Source organism: Martelella sp. AMO21009, from assembly GCF_053484295.1.
This window is the reverse complement of record NZ_JBAKFR010000003.1, coordinates 344525-358497: the sequence shown is the minus strand read 5'-3', so window position 1 is coordinate 358497 and position 13973 is coordinate 344525. Positions and strand designations below refer to the sequence as shown.

The window sequence follows — 13973 nt, the reverse complement described above, 5'->3', positions numbered from 1 at the left end:
TTGAGCCAGACCTTCTCCCGCCCTCAGAATACGGGATGCGGCTGTCACGAACCTGTCGCAGTAAAGTGCTTTATGACACCCAAGACAAATGATCCGGAACGTGCGATGACGATGGAAGTCCTTGATCTTCTGCAACCATCGGTCCCAGCAGACGCTTCGATCGCGGTGGCCGGTAACAACGTGCTTGGCCGCATCGGCAGCATGGAGACCCGGATTGCGGAGACCGCGGCGGAAATCGATGCCGCTCAATCCATCCGTTACCGCGTTTTCGTTGAGGAGATGCAGGCGCGTTTGCCGGACGCCGCGATGCGGGCGAAGCGCGATTTCGACCGCTGGGACGATATCTGCGACCATCTTCTGGTGGTCGACCACAAGATCGAAGGCGAACCGGAAGACCAGATCGTCGCCACCTATCGATTGCTACGTCACGAAGTGGCGATGGAGCATGGCGGGTTCTATTCCGATTCAGAATTCCAGACCGCCGACCTCGTCGCCCGCCATCCCGAAGTCCGCTTCATGGAGCTTGGCCGTTCCTGCGTGCTGCCGGACTACCGCAGCAAGCGCACCGTGGAACTGCTCTGGCAGGGCAATTGGGCCTATGCGCTGAAACACGATATCGGCGTGATGTTCGGCTGCGCCTCGTTCCATGGCACCGATCCCGCTGACCACGCCATGGCGCTGTCCTTCCTGCATCACAATGCCCGCGCCACCGGCGACTGGGCGGTTGCCGCCCGGCCTGAACTGGCCGTCGACATGAATCTGCTGCCGGCCGAAGAAGCCTCGGGCCGGCGCGCGCTCACCGGCCTGCCGCCGCTGATCAAGGGCTATCTGCGCCTCGGCGCGATGGTGGGCGAGGGAGCGGTCATCGATCACGCCTTCAACACCACCGACGTGCTGATCGTGCTTCCCATCAGCTCGATCTCTGATCGCTACCTGAACTACTACGGCGCCGACGCCGGTCGGTTCGCGAGCTGAAGGTTTCCGCAAGAGTGACCGCATAGCCCCCCAACAATCTCCCCCCTTGAGGGGGAGATGTCGCGAAAGCGACAGAGAGGGGTATGGGCATAAGCCCCAAGCTCCGAATTTGCCGAAAGGTTTCACCCCTCTCTGCCCCTGTCGGGGCATCTCTCCCTCAAGGGGAGAGATTGTGTGCTGCCAAGCCCCGGCGGCAACATATCCCCAGAAGTCCGCTGAACTCTCAGCAAGAATGCGTTGGGCCGCTTTCAACCAACCTCCACCATCACGTTTTGCCCAGCTTTCTTGCCGCCGACACTTTCGAGCCGCAAAAAATCGTGACAGATGAAGAGGGCAATTCCCTTCATTTCGAGCGTGCGCCGTGGCAGACGATAATCGTATTCCGACCGAAGAACTGATCTCCGAGGAAAGCCGGGCATCGGCGACGCCGATGATGGAGCAGTATATCGAGATCAAGGCGGCAAACCCCGATCTGCTGCTGTTCTACCGGATGGGCGATTTCTACGAGCTGTTCTTCGACGACGCCGTCGAGGCCGCCCGCGCGCTGTCGATCACGCTCACCAAGCGCGGCCAGCATCTCGGTCGCGACATTCCGATGTGCGGCGTGCCGGTTCATGCAGCAGACGACTATCTGCAGAAGCTCATCGGCCTCGGCTTCCGGGTCGCGGTTTGCGAGCAGACCGAGGACCCGGCCGAGGCCAAGAAGCGCGGCTCGAAATCCGTGGTGCGGCGCGACGTCACGCGGCTGGTGACGGCCGGCACGATCACTGAGGACAAGCTGCTTGCGCCCGGCGAAAGCAATTACCTGATGGCGCTGTCGCGGGTGAAGGGCGGCGAGGGGGAGAGCAATTACGGCCTTGCCTGGATCGATATCTCCACCGGCGTCTTCCGCGTCTGCGCCTCCTCCGAAGGGAGGCTCGCCGCCGATATCATGCGCATCGAACCGCGCGAACTGGTCGTCGCCGACACCGTGTTTGCCGATGAGAAGCTGCGCCCGATCTTTGATCTTCTTGGCCGCGCCGTCTCGCCGCAGCCGGCCGTGCTGTTCGATGGCGCAACCGCGCAGGACCGTCTTGGCCGGTTCTTCGGCGTCGCGACGCTTGACGGCTTCGGGCGGTTTTCGCGGCCGGAGCTTTCCGCCGCCGCTGCCGCCGTCGCCTATGTCGAAAAGACCCAGATCAACGAACGCCCGCCGATCGGCATTCCCGAGCAGGACGGCGCGTCCGGCGCGATGTTCATCGACCCCGCCACCCGCTCCAATCTCGAACTGGTGCGCACCATGGCCGGCGGGCGCGACGGTTCACTGTTGAAGGCGATCGACCGCACGGTGACGAGCGGCGGCGCGCGCCTTCTCTGCGAGCGGCTGATGTCGCCGCTGACGGACGTCGACACCATCCATGCGCGGCTCGATTCGGTGGGCTTCTTTCTTGCCGATGTCGCGCGCTCGGATGCCGTGCGCGACCATCTGAAGCAGCTTCCCGACATGCCACGCGCCCTGTCGCGGCTCGCGCTCGACCGCGGCGGCCCACGCGATCTCGGCGCAATCCAGCGCGGCCTCACCGTTGCCCGCGCGATCGCCGATGTGCTGTCCGGCGCAGACCTGCCGGGCGAACTCTCCGCTGCGCTGGCATCGCTTCAGACCCTGCCGCACGATCTCGAGCAGCAACTCGCCGCAACCCTTGACGAGGAGCTGCCGCTCCTCAAGCGCGATGGCGGTTTCGTGCGCGAGGGTGCCGACAATGCGCTCGACGAGGCGCGGGGGCTGCGCGACAAGTCCCGCCGCATCATTGCCGGGCTGCAGGCGCAATATGCCGATGAAACCGGCGTCAAGGCGCTGAAGATCAAGCACAATAACGTGCTCGGCTATTTCATCGAGGTCACCGCCGGCAATGCCCGCGCGCTGACCGAGGGCGATGCGGCCAAGGCGAAGTTCATCCACCGCCAGACCATGGCGAACGCGATGCGCTTCACCACCGCCGAGCTTGCCGACCTCGAAAGCCGAATCGCCAATGCCGCGGGCGAGGCGCTGGCGATCGAGCTGGAAGCGTTTGAGAAGCTGCGCCGCAATGTCGTGGCGGCTGCCGAAAGCCTGAAGCAGGGCGCCCATGCGCTTGCCGTCATCGATGTGTCGGCCGGTCTTGCCGTGCTGGCGGAGGCGGAGGCCTATTGCCGGCCGCAGGTCGACGGCACCACCGCCTTCGAGATCGAGGGCGGACGCCATCCCGTCGTCGAGCAGGCACTGCGCAAGCAATCGGCAGGGCCGTTCGTGGCTAATGACTGCACGCTGTCGCCGGTGACGGGCGAAAACGGATGCCTCTGGCTGCTGACCGGCCCGAATATGGGCGGTAAATCGACCTTCCTGCGCCAGAATGCGCTGATCGCGATTCTGGCCCAGATCGGCGCTTATGTGCCTGCGGCAAGAGCCCATATCGGCATCGTTGACCGGCTGTTTTCGCGCGTCGGCGCATCCGACGATCTGGCGCGCGGGCGCTCGACCTTCATGGTCGAGATGGTCGAGACGGCGGCGATCCTCAATCAGGCGGGCCCGCGCTCGCTGGTGATCCTCGACGAGATCGGGCGCGGCACGGCGACCTTCGACGGGCTGTCGATCGCCTGGGCGGCGGTCGAGCATCTGCACGACGTCAATTGCTGCCGGGGCCTGTTCGCGACCCATTTCCATGAGCTGACCGCGCTTTCGGAAAAGCTTTCGCGCCTTGTGAACGCAACGATGCGGGTCAAGGAGTGGAAGGGCGATGTCGTGTTTCTGCACGAGGTCGGGCCGGGCGCGGCGGATCGCTCCTACGGCATCCAGGTCGCGCGCCTCGCTGGCCTGCCCGCCGCCGTGGTCAAGCGCGCGAAGAATGTGCTGACGCGGCTGGAGGATGCCGATCGCAAGAACCCGGCGGCCAGCCTGATCGATGATCTGCCGCTGTTCCAGTCCGCTATGCGCGCGCCCGAGCCCGCGCCGAAGGCGTCCGAGGTTGAGGCCATGCTTGCCGACATTCGGCCCGACGACATGACCCCGCGCGAGGCGCTGGAAACGCTCTACGCGCTGAAGCGGAAATTGCAGGATGCCGTTTCCATTGATGAGTGATTTGCTTTAAGACACCAGCGGCGGCGCGAGAACCGCCGATGAAAAGGCAGGTCTATGCAGACAAAAAGGGCAGAGCAGCGGACACCGGAACAGCGCGAACGTACGGCGCAGAACACCGTGAAAGGCGCGCCGCCACAAGCCGATTCCTATGCCATGACGGAGGTGTTCGAGCCTGCGGCGCTGCGCAATGAGCTGCGCGCGATCGCGCGCAAGAATGACGGCAATCCGGATGCGACGCGTCAGGCGATCCTGGCGCGGCTGAAGGAGGTCAACGCCGCAGGCCGCGCCCGCGCCTATGAACTGCTGAAGGCCGATGGCGGCGGGCTGGAATGCGCGCGGCGCATCTCCTGGCTCGAGGACCAGATGCTGATCGCGCTGCATGATCTGGTGACCCGCACGATCTTTCCCGATACCCGCAAGGAATTCGCGATCACCGCCGTCGGCGGCTATGGGCGCGACACGCTGGCGCCGGGCTCCGATATCGACCTTCTGTTCCTGATCGAGGAAACCGACCGGGCCGATACGCTGAAGGCGATCGAATATATTCTCTACATGCTCTGGGACATGGGCCAGAAGGTCGGCCATGCGACCCGCAGCGTGACCGAATGCATCAAACTCTCCAAGGCGGACATGACCATCCGCACCTCGATCCTGGAAATGCGCTACATCACCGGGCGCAAGGCGCTGGCCAACACGCTGGAGCGGCGCTTCGACAAGGAAGTGGTCGCTGATACCGGCCCGGATTTCATCGCCGCCAAGCTTGCCGAACGCGACCAGCGCCACCAGAAATCCTTCGACACCCGCTATCTCGTGGTGCCAAACGTCAAGGAGGGCAAGGGGGGATTACGCGATCTCAACACGCTGTTCTGGATCGCCAAATATTACTATCGCGTGCGTGATACCGCCCAGCTTGTGGAGCTCGGCGTTTTGTCGCGCCAGGAACTGAAGCTGTTCCTGCGCGCCGAGGACTTCCTGTGGACGGTACGCTGCCACCTCCATTTCCTGACCGGCAAGGCCGAGGAGCGGCTGACCTTCGACGTGCAGGCCGAAATCGCCGCCGCCCTCGATTATCAGGACCGGCCCGGCCTTTCGGCAGTCGAACGGTTCATGAAGCACTATTTCCTGGTGGCCAAGGATGTCGGCGATCTCACCCGCATCTTCTGCTCCGATCTGGAAGAGCAGCAGGCCAAGGCCTCGCCGACGATCGGGCAGGTGGTCTGGTCGAAGCTCTACAAGCGCCAGCGCAAGATACCGGGCTCGCTCGAATTCGTCTCCGACAGCGGCAGGATCGCGCTCGCCGAGCCGGACGTGTTCAAGAAGGACCCGGTCGCCATCATCCGCTTCTTCTATGTCGCGGTGATCAACGACCTGGAATTCCATCCGGACGCGCTGAAGGTGGTGACCCGCTCGCTGTCGCTGATCAATGCCGAGATCAGGGAGAACGAGGAGGCCAACCGGCTATTCCTGTCGATCCTGACCTCGCGCAACGATCCTGCGCTCTATCTGAGGCGTATGAACGAGGCCGGCGTGCTTGGCCGGTTCATTCCGGAATTCGGCCGCATCGTCGCGATGATGCAGTTCAACATGTATCATCATTTCACCGTCGACGAGCATCTGATCCGCGCGGTCGCCGTGCTCTCGGAGATCGACAATGCCGGCGGCGAGTCGGAGCTTCATCCGCTGGCCGCAAGGCTGATCCAGTCGGTCGAGGACCGGACCGTGCTTTATGTCGCGGTGCTGCTGCACGATATCGCCAAGGGCCGCAAGGAAGATCACTCTATTGCCGGCGCACGGGTTGCGCGCAAGCTCTGCCCGCGCTTCGGGATGACGGCGAAGCAGACCGAACAGGTCGCCTGGCTGATCGAACATCACCTGCTGATGTCGATGACCTCGCAGACCCGCGATCTCAACGACCGCAAGACCGTGGTCGATTTCGTCGACAAGGTCCAGTCGCTCGAACGGCTCAACCTCCTGCTGATCCTGACAGTCTGCGATATTCGAGCCGTCGGGCCGGATGTCTGGAACGGCTGGAAGGGGCAGCTGCTGCGTACGCTCTATTACGAAACCGAGATCCTGCTTTCCGGCGGCTTCTCGGCCGTTTCCCGCAAGGCGCGGACCGAGCGCGCCATCGAGTTGCTGGAGGATTCGCTGAGCGGCTGGGAAGATGCAGAGCGGCGCAAATATGCCAATCTGCAGTATCAGAACTATCTTCTTTCGGTGCCGCTGGAGGACCAGGTCCGCCATGCCCGCTTCATCCGCGAGGCCGACAAGTCGCGGCAATTGTTCTCCACCATGGTGCGCACCAACGCGTTCCACGACATCACCGAGCTCACGCTTCTGGCGCCGGACCATCCGCGGCTGCTGTCGATCATCGCCGGCGCCTGTGCCGCGACCGGCGCGAACATCGCCGATGCGCAGATCTTCACCACCACGGATGGCCGCGCGCTCGACACCATCCTTCTGAACCGCGCCTTCGACGATGACGCCGATGAGCTGCGCCGCGCCAACACGATCGGCAAGCTGATCGAGGACCTGCTGTCGGGCCGCAAGCACCTCAACCAGTTGATCGCCGCGCGCCAGCGCGAGCGCCGCTCGGTGCGGCCGTTCTCGGTGCCGACCCATGTTTCGGTGTCGAACAAGCTCTCCAATATCTTCACGGTGATCGAGATCGAATGCCTTGACCGCACCGGACTGCTTGCCGACGTGACCCAGACGCTGTCGGAGCTTTCGCTCGATATCCAGACCGCGCGGATCACCACCTTCGGCGAGAAGGTGATCGACAGTTTCTACGTGACCGATCTCGTCGGCGCCAAGATCACCAGCGAAAGCCGGCAGGCGGCGATCGTCGAAAGGATGAAGGCGGTGCTTGAGGAAAAGGGCGACGATTACCGCAGGGGCATGCCGCCCGGTATGCTGCTGCCGGCCGAAAACGGCACGCGTCCGCGCCGGGTCGAGGCAAAGGACGGGCGCGAAAAATGAGCCTCGTCGGCAAGTTCGCCACCGTCGGCGGCGCCACATTCGCAAGCCGTCTGTTCGGCTTTGCGCGCGAAACCATGATGGCGGCAGCGCTTGGTAACGGCCCGATGGCCGACGTGTTCTACGCCGCCTTCCGCTTTCCCAACCTGTTTCGCAGGCTGTTTGCCGAAGGCGCATTCAACGCCGCCTTCGTGCCGCTGTTTTCCAAGGAGATCGAGGAAAGCGGGGTCGACGGCGCCAAGCGCTTCGCCGAGCAGGTTCTCGGCGTTCTGTTCACGGCGCTGTTCCTGATCACCGTGGTGATGGAGCTGGCGATGCCGCTCCTGGTGCGCTTCATCATCGCGCCCGGCTTTGCCGATGATGCCGACAAGTTCGAGATGACGGTACGGCTGTCATCGGTGATGTTTCCCTATCTGATCTGCATGTCGCTGATGGCGATGATGAGCGGCATGCTGAATTCGCTGCACCGCTATTTCGCCGCCGCGATCGCCCCGGTGTTTCTCAATGTCGTGCTGATCGCGGTGCTGGCCTATGGCGTCTGGGTCAAGGCGGATCCGCAGATGATGGCGGAATATCTTGCCTGGGGCGTGCTTGGCGCGGGCATCATCCAGCTTGCCGTTGTGTGGTTCGACGTCCGGCGCGCCGGCATGCGATTCACCTTGCGCATGCCGAAGATAACGCCGAAGATCAGGCGGCTCGTTGCGCTCGCCGTGCCGGCGGCGGTCACCGGCGGCGTCATCCAGATCAACCAGTTGATCGGCCAGGCGGTGGCGTCCGGCAAGGACGGCGCGATCTCCGCGCTGCAATATGCCGACCGGCTCTACCAGCTTCCGCTCGGCGTCGTCGGCGTGGCGGGCGGCGTGGTTCTGCTGCCGGAACTGTCGCGGGCCCTGAAGGGCGGCAATTTCAAGGAAGCCGGCCACATCCAGAACCGCACCATCGAATTCGTATTGTTCCTGACGGTCCCGGCGGCGTTCGGTCTGATGATGATCTCGACCGAGATCACGCGGGTGCTCTATGAGCGCGGCGCGTTTACACCGGAGACCACGACGCTGGTGGCGGCAATCATGACGGTCTATGCCTTCGGCCTGCCGGCCTTCGCGCTCACCAAGGCGCTGCAGCCTGCTTTCTATGCCCGCGAGAACACCAAGCTGCCGATGCGGTTCACCATGATCGCGGTCGCAATCAATTCCGTTCTCGCCATCTCGCTGTTTCCGATCCTCGCCGAACGCGGCATTGCGCTTGCCGAGGTGGTCTCGGGCTGGACCAATGTGGTTCTGCTGGCGACCACGCTCGTGATCTCCGGTCATCTGAAGTTCGACAGCCTGCTGATGCGCCGCATACCGCTGATCGTCCTGAGCGGCGCGGCGATGGCGGCGGCGGTGAAATTCACGGCGGTGAAGCTTTCCGCCTGGTTTGCGCCGGGGGCGCATTTCATGCAGCAGCTCGGCGGTGTCGCGATCCTGATCGCGATCGCCATGGCGGTCTATTTCGGCCTCGTGCTCGCCACCGGCGGGGTCAACCGGGCGCTGATCATGAAGCTTGTCCGGCGTCGCAGGGGGTAAGCCGCTTCTCAGTTTGACGCGCCGCGCGCCGCGGTGCATAAGCGCTGCCAGCAAAACCCGATGAACCGGGCCTTCCACCCGTCCGAAAGAGAACTGACATGAGTGAATTCAAGCCGCAAATCTTCTCCGGCGTCCAGCCGACCGGCAATCTGCATCTCGGCAATTATCTGGGCGCGCTCAGAAAATTCGTGGCGCTTCAGGACAAGATGGACTGCATCTATTGCGTGGTCGACATGCATTCGATCACCGCGCAGCTTGTGCATGAGGACCTGAAGGGGCAGACGCGCGCGATCACCGCCGCCTATCTCGCCGCCGGCATCGATCCCGAAAAGCACATCGTGTTCAATCAGTCGGCGGTGCCGCAGCATGCCGAGCTTGCCTGGATCTTCAATTGCGTCGCCCGCATCGGCTGGATGAACCGGATGACCCAGTTCAAGGACAAGGCCGGCAAGGACCGCGAAAACGCCTCGCTCGGCCTGCTCGCCTATCCGAGCCTGATGGCGGCGGACATTCTTGTCTACCGCGCCACCCATGTGCCGGTCGGCGACGACCAGAAGCAGCATCTGGAACTGACCCGCGATATCGCGATGAAATTCAATCTCGATTTCGAGAAGAAAATCCGCGCGACCGGAACCGGCGTCGACATCACCGTTGGCGATCAGCCGGTGCATGCCTTCTTCCCGATGGTGGAGCCGTTGATCGAGGGGCCGGCGCCCCGGGTGATGAGCCTGAAGGACGGCACCAAGAAGATGTCGAAGTCGGACCCGTCCGATCTGTCGCGCATCAACCTGACGGACGATGCCGACACCGTCGCGCGCAAGATTCGCAAGGCCAAGACCGATCCGGATGCGCTGCCGAGCGAGGTCGAGGGCCTGAAGGGACGGCCGGAGGCCGACAATCTCGTCGGCATTTTCGCGGCCCTTTCGGATCGCACCAAGGCCGATGTGCTTGCCGAATTCGGCGGCCAGCAGTTCTCGCAGTTCAAGCCGGCGCTGGCCGATCTTGCCGTTACCGTGCTTGCACCGATCACCGCCGAGATGCGGCGTCTGAACGCCGATCCGGGCCATATCGACGCGGTCCTGAAGGATGGCGGCGAGCGGGCAGGGGCCATCGCGCAGAAGACCATGAAGGACGTTCACGAGATCGTCGGTCTGCTCTGACAGGTCTCTGGCGCTTGATTTTCTGCGATCTATGATATGATGTTCGCTTGGCCACCGGCATGGGCCGGCCCGGCCTGCCGCATTCTGCAGTCGGGCGGAAACGCCCGACCTCCGCCGGAATGCGGCGAAAGCGATGGGATGGAGCGTTTTCCTCGCGGACGCGCTCCAGCCGCAGTCTTGTCTTCAACAGCCGCGCGGGCTTTCTTGAGATTGGTGGGGTGACACAATGGTTTCCAAACGTCTTTCCGGCGAGGCCGGACATCGCCGAAAATTCATGGCCATCGTGGACGATACGCCCGAATGCATCCGCGCCGTGCGCTATGCCGGCCGCCGCGCCAAGAATTCCAATGGCGGGCTGGTGCTGTGCTACATCATTCCGCAGCACGATGCGCAGGAGTGGATCGGGGTTCAGGAAATCATCCGCGCCGAGGCGCGCGAGGAGGCCGAGACGATTGCCAACCGCGCCGCCGAGAATGTGCGCGAGGCGATCGGCATTGATCCGGAAATCGTGATCCGCGAGGGCGACCGCGCCGAGGAGATCAATGCCGCGGTCGAGGAAGACCGGGATATCGCGATCCTGGTTCTGGCCGCCGGCCCGGCCAAGGAAGGGCCGGGACCGCTGGTCTCGATGCTTGCCGGACGCGGCAATGCGTTCACGATACCGGTCACCGTTCTGCCCGACGGGCTGGACGACGCCGATATCGATGCGCTCTGCTGACCCTTGCGTTTGCCCGCCCGAAGGCCGATATAGGAACAAAACGGGCATTGCCGGCGCAAACCGGTGTCCGCTGGACGCGCTCCAGCCGCCCGAACTGATTTGGAGATGGATATGTTCATCCAGACGGAAACGACGCCCAATCCCGCGACCCTGAAATTCCTGCCCGGACGCGTTGTCATGGAAGCCGGTAATGCCGATTTCCGCAGCGCCGATGATGCCATCGTCTCTCCGCTCGCGACCCGGCTTTTTGCCGTGCCCGGCGTGGAGGGCGTGATGTTCGGCTATGATTTCGTGGCCGTGACCAAGGGCGCGCCCGAGTGGCAGCACCTCAAGCCCGCGATTCTCGGCGCGATCATGGAGCATTTCCTGTCCGGGGCGCCGGTGATGGCCGAGGGCGCTTCGCCCGCGATCGATCCCGACAGCGACGAGGAATTCTTCGATGAAGGCGACGAGACCATTGTCGCCACCATCAAGGAACTGCTCGAAACCCGCGTTCGCCCGGCCGTCGCCCAGGATGGCGGCGACATCACCTTCCGCGGCTATCGCGAGGGCACGGTGTTTCTCAACATGAAGGGCGCCTGCTCGGGTTGCCCGTCATCCACGGCGACGCTGAAGCACGGCGTCCAGAACCTTCTGCATCACTTCGTTCCCGAAGTGCGGGAAGTCGAAGCCGTCTGAGGATTGCAATGCTGATCTTGGCGCTCGATACGGCCCAGGCGGATTGCTCGGCCGTGGTATATGATTGCGCCTCGGGCTCAGTCATCGGCCGGTGCGTCGAAACCATCGGCAAGGGCCATGCCGAGCGGATGATGGCGGTGATCGATGCAGCGCTCGCTGAGGCCGACATCAAGCCCGCGGATATCGACCGCATCGCCGTCAATATCGGTCCGGGCTCGTTCACCGGCGTGCGCATCGGCGTGGCCGCCGCGCGGGCTCTGGCGCTGGCGGTGAAGGCCGAGTGCGTCGGCGTGTCCTCGCTGGCTTCCATTGCGTATCAGCATCGCATGGCCCGGCCGGACAGCGCCGTGATGGCGACGCTCGACGCCCGTCGCGGCGAAGCCTTCGCGCAGGTATTCGATGCAGACGGCAATCCGCTGACCGAGCCCGCCGCCCATGTCTATGACGATCTCTCAGCGATTGCCCACCGGCATGCGGCGCTCCCGGTCGGAACCGGCGCCATCGTCGCCGGTCTCGCCGAGCCGATGCCGGAAGACAGCGTGACGATCGAAACAATCGCCATGCTCGGCGCAAGCACTGAGCCCGGCCCGCCTGTCTCACCCCTCTATCTGCGCGCCCCCGACGCCAAGCCGCAACTCGGCTTCGCCGTCGCCCGCGCGTGAGGAGGCCGCTTATGCCTCTCGCCCACACATCAGCCGCACAGCCCCCCAATCTTCTCGCCCCGGAGGGGAGAGATGTCGCGACAGCGACAGTGAGGGGGGAGAGCATCCACACGGGCGCCCTCAAAAGACTGACACGCTGCTCCACCCTCACTGCCCCTTTCGGGGCATCTCTCCCGCCAGCGGGAGAGAGTATCGGGAGCAAGCTCCGACCTCCGCGTGTCGTCTTATTGCTGATGAGATCGGCGAGGACGCTTGATGCCCTTGATCGATCCCTCTCCAGTCGCGCGTATTTTGGTCACAAGGGAGGCGCCGCATGCTGCCTTCCTTCCTGAAACGCCACACTGAATTCGATCTCTTCCCGCTCGAGGAGGAGCATCTCACCCTCGCCGCCGATCTGCATCGCAAGCGGTTCTCTCCGTCCTGGAGCGCGGGGGAGTTCCGCAAGCTTCTGGCGCAAAGCCCGGTCTATGGCCATATCGCGCGGCCGAACCGCCGGGTGGCGGAGGCGGCCGGGTTCGTCCTGGCGCGCAGCGTCGGCGACGAATCGGAGATCCTCACGATCTGCGTCGATCGGCAGTTTTCCAGAAACGGTCTCGGCTGGCGGCTGATGGTGGCATCGATGCAGGAGGCGCGGGCGATGGGGGCCGAGGCCATGCTGCTTGAGGTCTCGGCAGAAAACGCCGCGGCGCTGTCGCTCTATCGCAAGCTCGGCTTTGTCGAGGTCGGTCGGCGAAAGGCCTACTACACCCACGACGACGGGACGCGGACCACCGCGCTTGTCATGCGGCGCGATCTCGGCTAACCCGAGACCGTGAACGACGCTCGGTCGGCATTGCCGGCCTCAACCGCCGGTGCGCTCTCTATGAACGATCTGACCAAAACGCTTGAGGAAATCTGCGCCGAACGCGGCATGCGCATGACCGAGCAGCGCCGGGTCGTGGCGCGCGTTCTGCAGGAGGCGGAGGACCACCCGGACGTGGAGGAACTGCACCGCCGCGCCGCGCTGATTGATTCGCGCATCTCGATCTCGACCGTCTACCGCACCCTGAAGCTGTTCGACGATGCCGGCATCATCGCCCGCCATGATTTCCGCGACGGCCGCTCGCGCTACGAGACCCTGCCCGAAGAGCATCACGACCACCTGATCGACCTGAAGAGCGGGGCGGTGATCGAATTCCACTCGCCCGAGATCGAGGCGCTTCAGGAGCGGATCGCCCGCGAATATGGCCTGAAGCTCGTCGATCACCGGCTCGAGCTTTACGGCGTCCCGATCAAGGGCAGGGGCGAATAGGCGGGGCGCATGATCTATCTGCGCTATTTTTACGTCGCCTTCGTCCTGTTCGTCACCACGCTTGTCCTGTCGCCATTGCAGATATTGGCGCTGTGGCGCGGCTGGAAGATCGCGCGCAAGCTGCCGCGCTATTGGCATGTCGTCGCCTGTTTCGTGCTCGGCATTCGCATTCATGTCCATGGCGAGATCGAGCGCCAGCGCCCGCTGCTGCTATCCGCCAACCACACCACCTGGCTCGATATCGTGGTGCTGGGGCGGGTGGCGGAGGTCTCTTTCATCGCCAAGTCGGAGGTCAAGACCTGGCCGATCTTCGGCCTGTTCGCGCGGCTGCAGAATTCGGTGTTCATCGAGCGCGCCGACAAGCGCGGCACGGGTCGGCAGGTGGGGTCGATCGCCGATCGGCTTGCCGGCGGCGAGATCATCATCCTGTTTCCGGAGGGCACGACCTCGGACGGCAACCGGATCTATCCGATCAAATATTCGCTGTTCGGCGCGGCATCCTCCGCCGTTCCGCTGTCACCCACGGGCAAGGTCCATGTTCAGCCGGTGGCGGTCGCCTATACCGGCATCAGGGGGCTGCCGATGGGGCGGTTCCTGCGCCCGATCGTGGCCTGGCCCGGCGATGTCGAGATGCTGCCCTCGCTTGCCGGCGTCATCAAGGCGCGCGCGCTCGATGTTGATGTCTGTTTCGGCGAGCCCGTGGTGTTCGATGCCGGGACCCGGCGCAAGGAGGCTGCGGCCGAAGTCGAGGCGCGTATGCGCAAGCTGCTTGCCGAGCGGCTGCGGGGGCGCTGACCATTTTTTGATTTTGTCTTTTTTCATTTTCTCCGCGGCCAAAGCGCGTTAAAAGGCCG

Annotated in this window: 11 protein-coding genes; all 11 read left to right on the top strand. The window is 63.8% G+C overall.

Annotation, left to right across the window (positions count from 1 at the left end):
- Positions 1 to 111: 111 nt before the first annotated feature.
- The 11 genes from V6766_RS05915 (at position 112) to V6766_RS05865 (ending at position 13914) form a co-directional block, all read left to right on the top strand.
- Entirely contained in the window at positions 112 to 975 is an 864-nt protein-coding gene (locus V6766_RS05915; protein ID WP_448464621.1) for a GNAT family N-acetyltransferase, read from the top strand.
- 361 nt (positions 976 to 1336) lie between these two features.
- A complete protein-coding gene (gene mutS / locus V6766_RS05910; protein ID WP_448464518.1) occupies positions 1337 to 4069 on the top strand; it encodes a DNA mismatch repair protein MutS in 2733 nt (910 codons plus the stop codon).
- A 54-nt stretch (positions 4070 to 4123) separates the two neighbouring features.
- Positions 4124 to 7048, top strand: coding sequence for a [protein-PII] uridylyltransferase (locus V6766_RS05905; RefSeq protein WP_448464516.1), 2925 nt, complete (start codon positions 4124 to 4126; stop codon positions 7046 to 7048).
- Positions 7045 to 8610: a murein biosynthesis integral membrane protein MurJ gene (gene murJ, locus V6766_RS05900; RefSeq protein ID WP_448464514.1), complete on the top strand. Its 1566-nt coding sequence runs from the start codon at positions 7045 to 7047 to the stop codon at positions 8608 to 8610. Before V6766_RS05905 ends, murJ begins: the two co-directional genes overlap by 4 nt.
- A 98-nt stretch (positions 8611 to 8708) precedes the next feature.
- Complete coding sequence (gene trpS, locus V6766_RS05895; protein WP_448464512.1) at positions 8709 to 9770, top strand: tryptophan--tRNA ligase; 1062 nt, start codon at positions 8709 to 8711, stop codon at positions 9768 to 9770.
- 226 nt (positions 9771 to 9996) lie between these two features.
- Positions 9997 to 10488 carry a universal stress protein gene (locus tag V6766_RS05890; RefSeq protein ID WP_230720634.1) on the top strand — a complete coding sequence of 164 codons (492 nt, stop codon included), beginning with the start codon at positions 9997 to 9999 and terminating at the stop codon, positions 10486 to 10488.
- A gap of 111 nt (positions 10489 to 10599) precedes the next feature.
- Positions 10600 to 11166: a NifU family protein gene (locus tag V6766_RS05885; RefSeq protein ID WP_448427453.1), complete on the top strand. Its 567-nt coding sequence runs from the start codon at positions 10600 to 10602 to the stop codon at positions 11164 to 11166.
- Between the two features lie 8 nt (positions 11167 to 11174).
- Positions 11175 to 11828, top strand: coding sequence for a tRNA (adenosine(37)-N6)-threonylcarbamoyltransferase complex dimerization subunit type 1 TsaB (tsaB, locus tag V6766_RS05880; protein ID WP_448464509.1), 654 nt, complete (start codon positions 11175 to 11177; stop codon positions 11826 to 11828).
- Positions 11829 to 12141: 313 nt separating this feature from the next.
- Positions 12142 to 12630 (top strand): GNAT family N-acetyltransferase, encoded by a 489-nt coding sequence (locus V6766_RS05875; protein ID WP_448464507.1) that lies wholly within the window; start codon positions 12142 to 12144, stop codon positions 12628 to 12630.
- A gap of 60 nt (positions 12631 to 12690) precedes the next feature.
- The gene (locus V6766_RS05870) at positions 12691 to 13119 is read left to right on the top strand and encodes a Fur family transcriptional regulator (RefSeq protein WP_448464505.1); all 429 of its coding nucleotides are present in this window, start codon (positions 12691 to 12693) and stop codon (positions 13117 to 13119) included.
- Positions 13120 to 13128: 9 nt separating this feature from the next.
- Positions 13129 to 13914: a lysophospholipid acyltransferase family protein gene (locus tag V6766_RS05865; RefSeq protein ID WP_448464503.1), complete on the top strand. Its 786-nt coding sequence runs from the start codon at positions 13129 to 13131 to the stop codon at positions 13912 to 13914.
- Positions 13915 to 13973 lie beyond the last annotated feature (59 nt).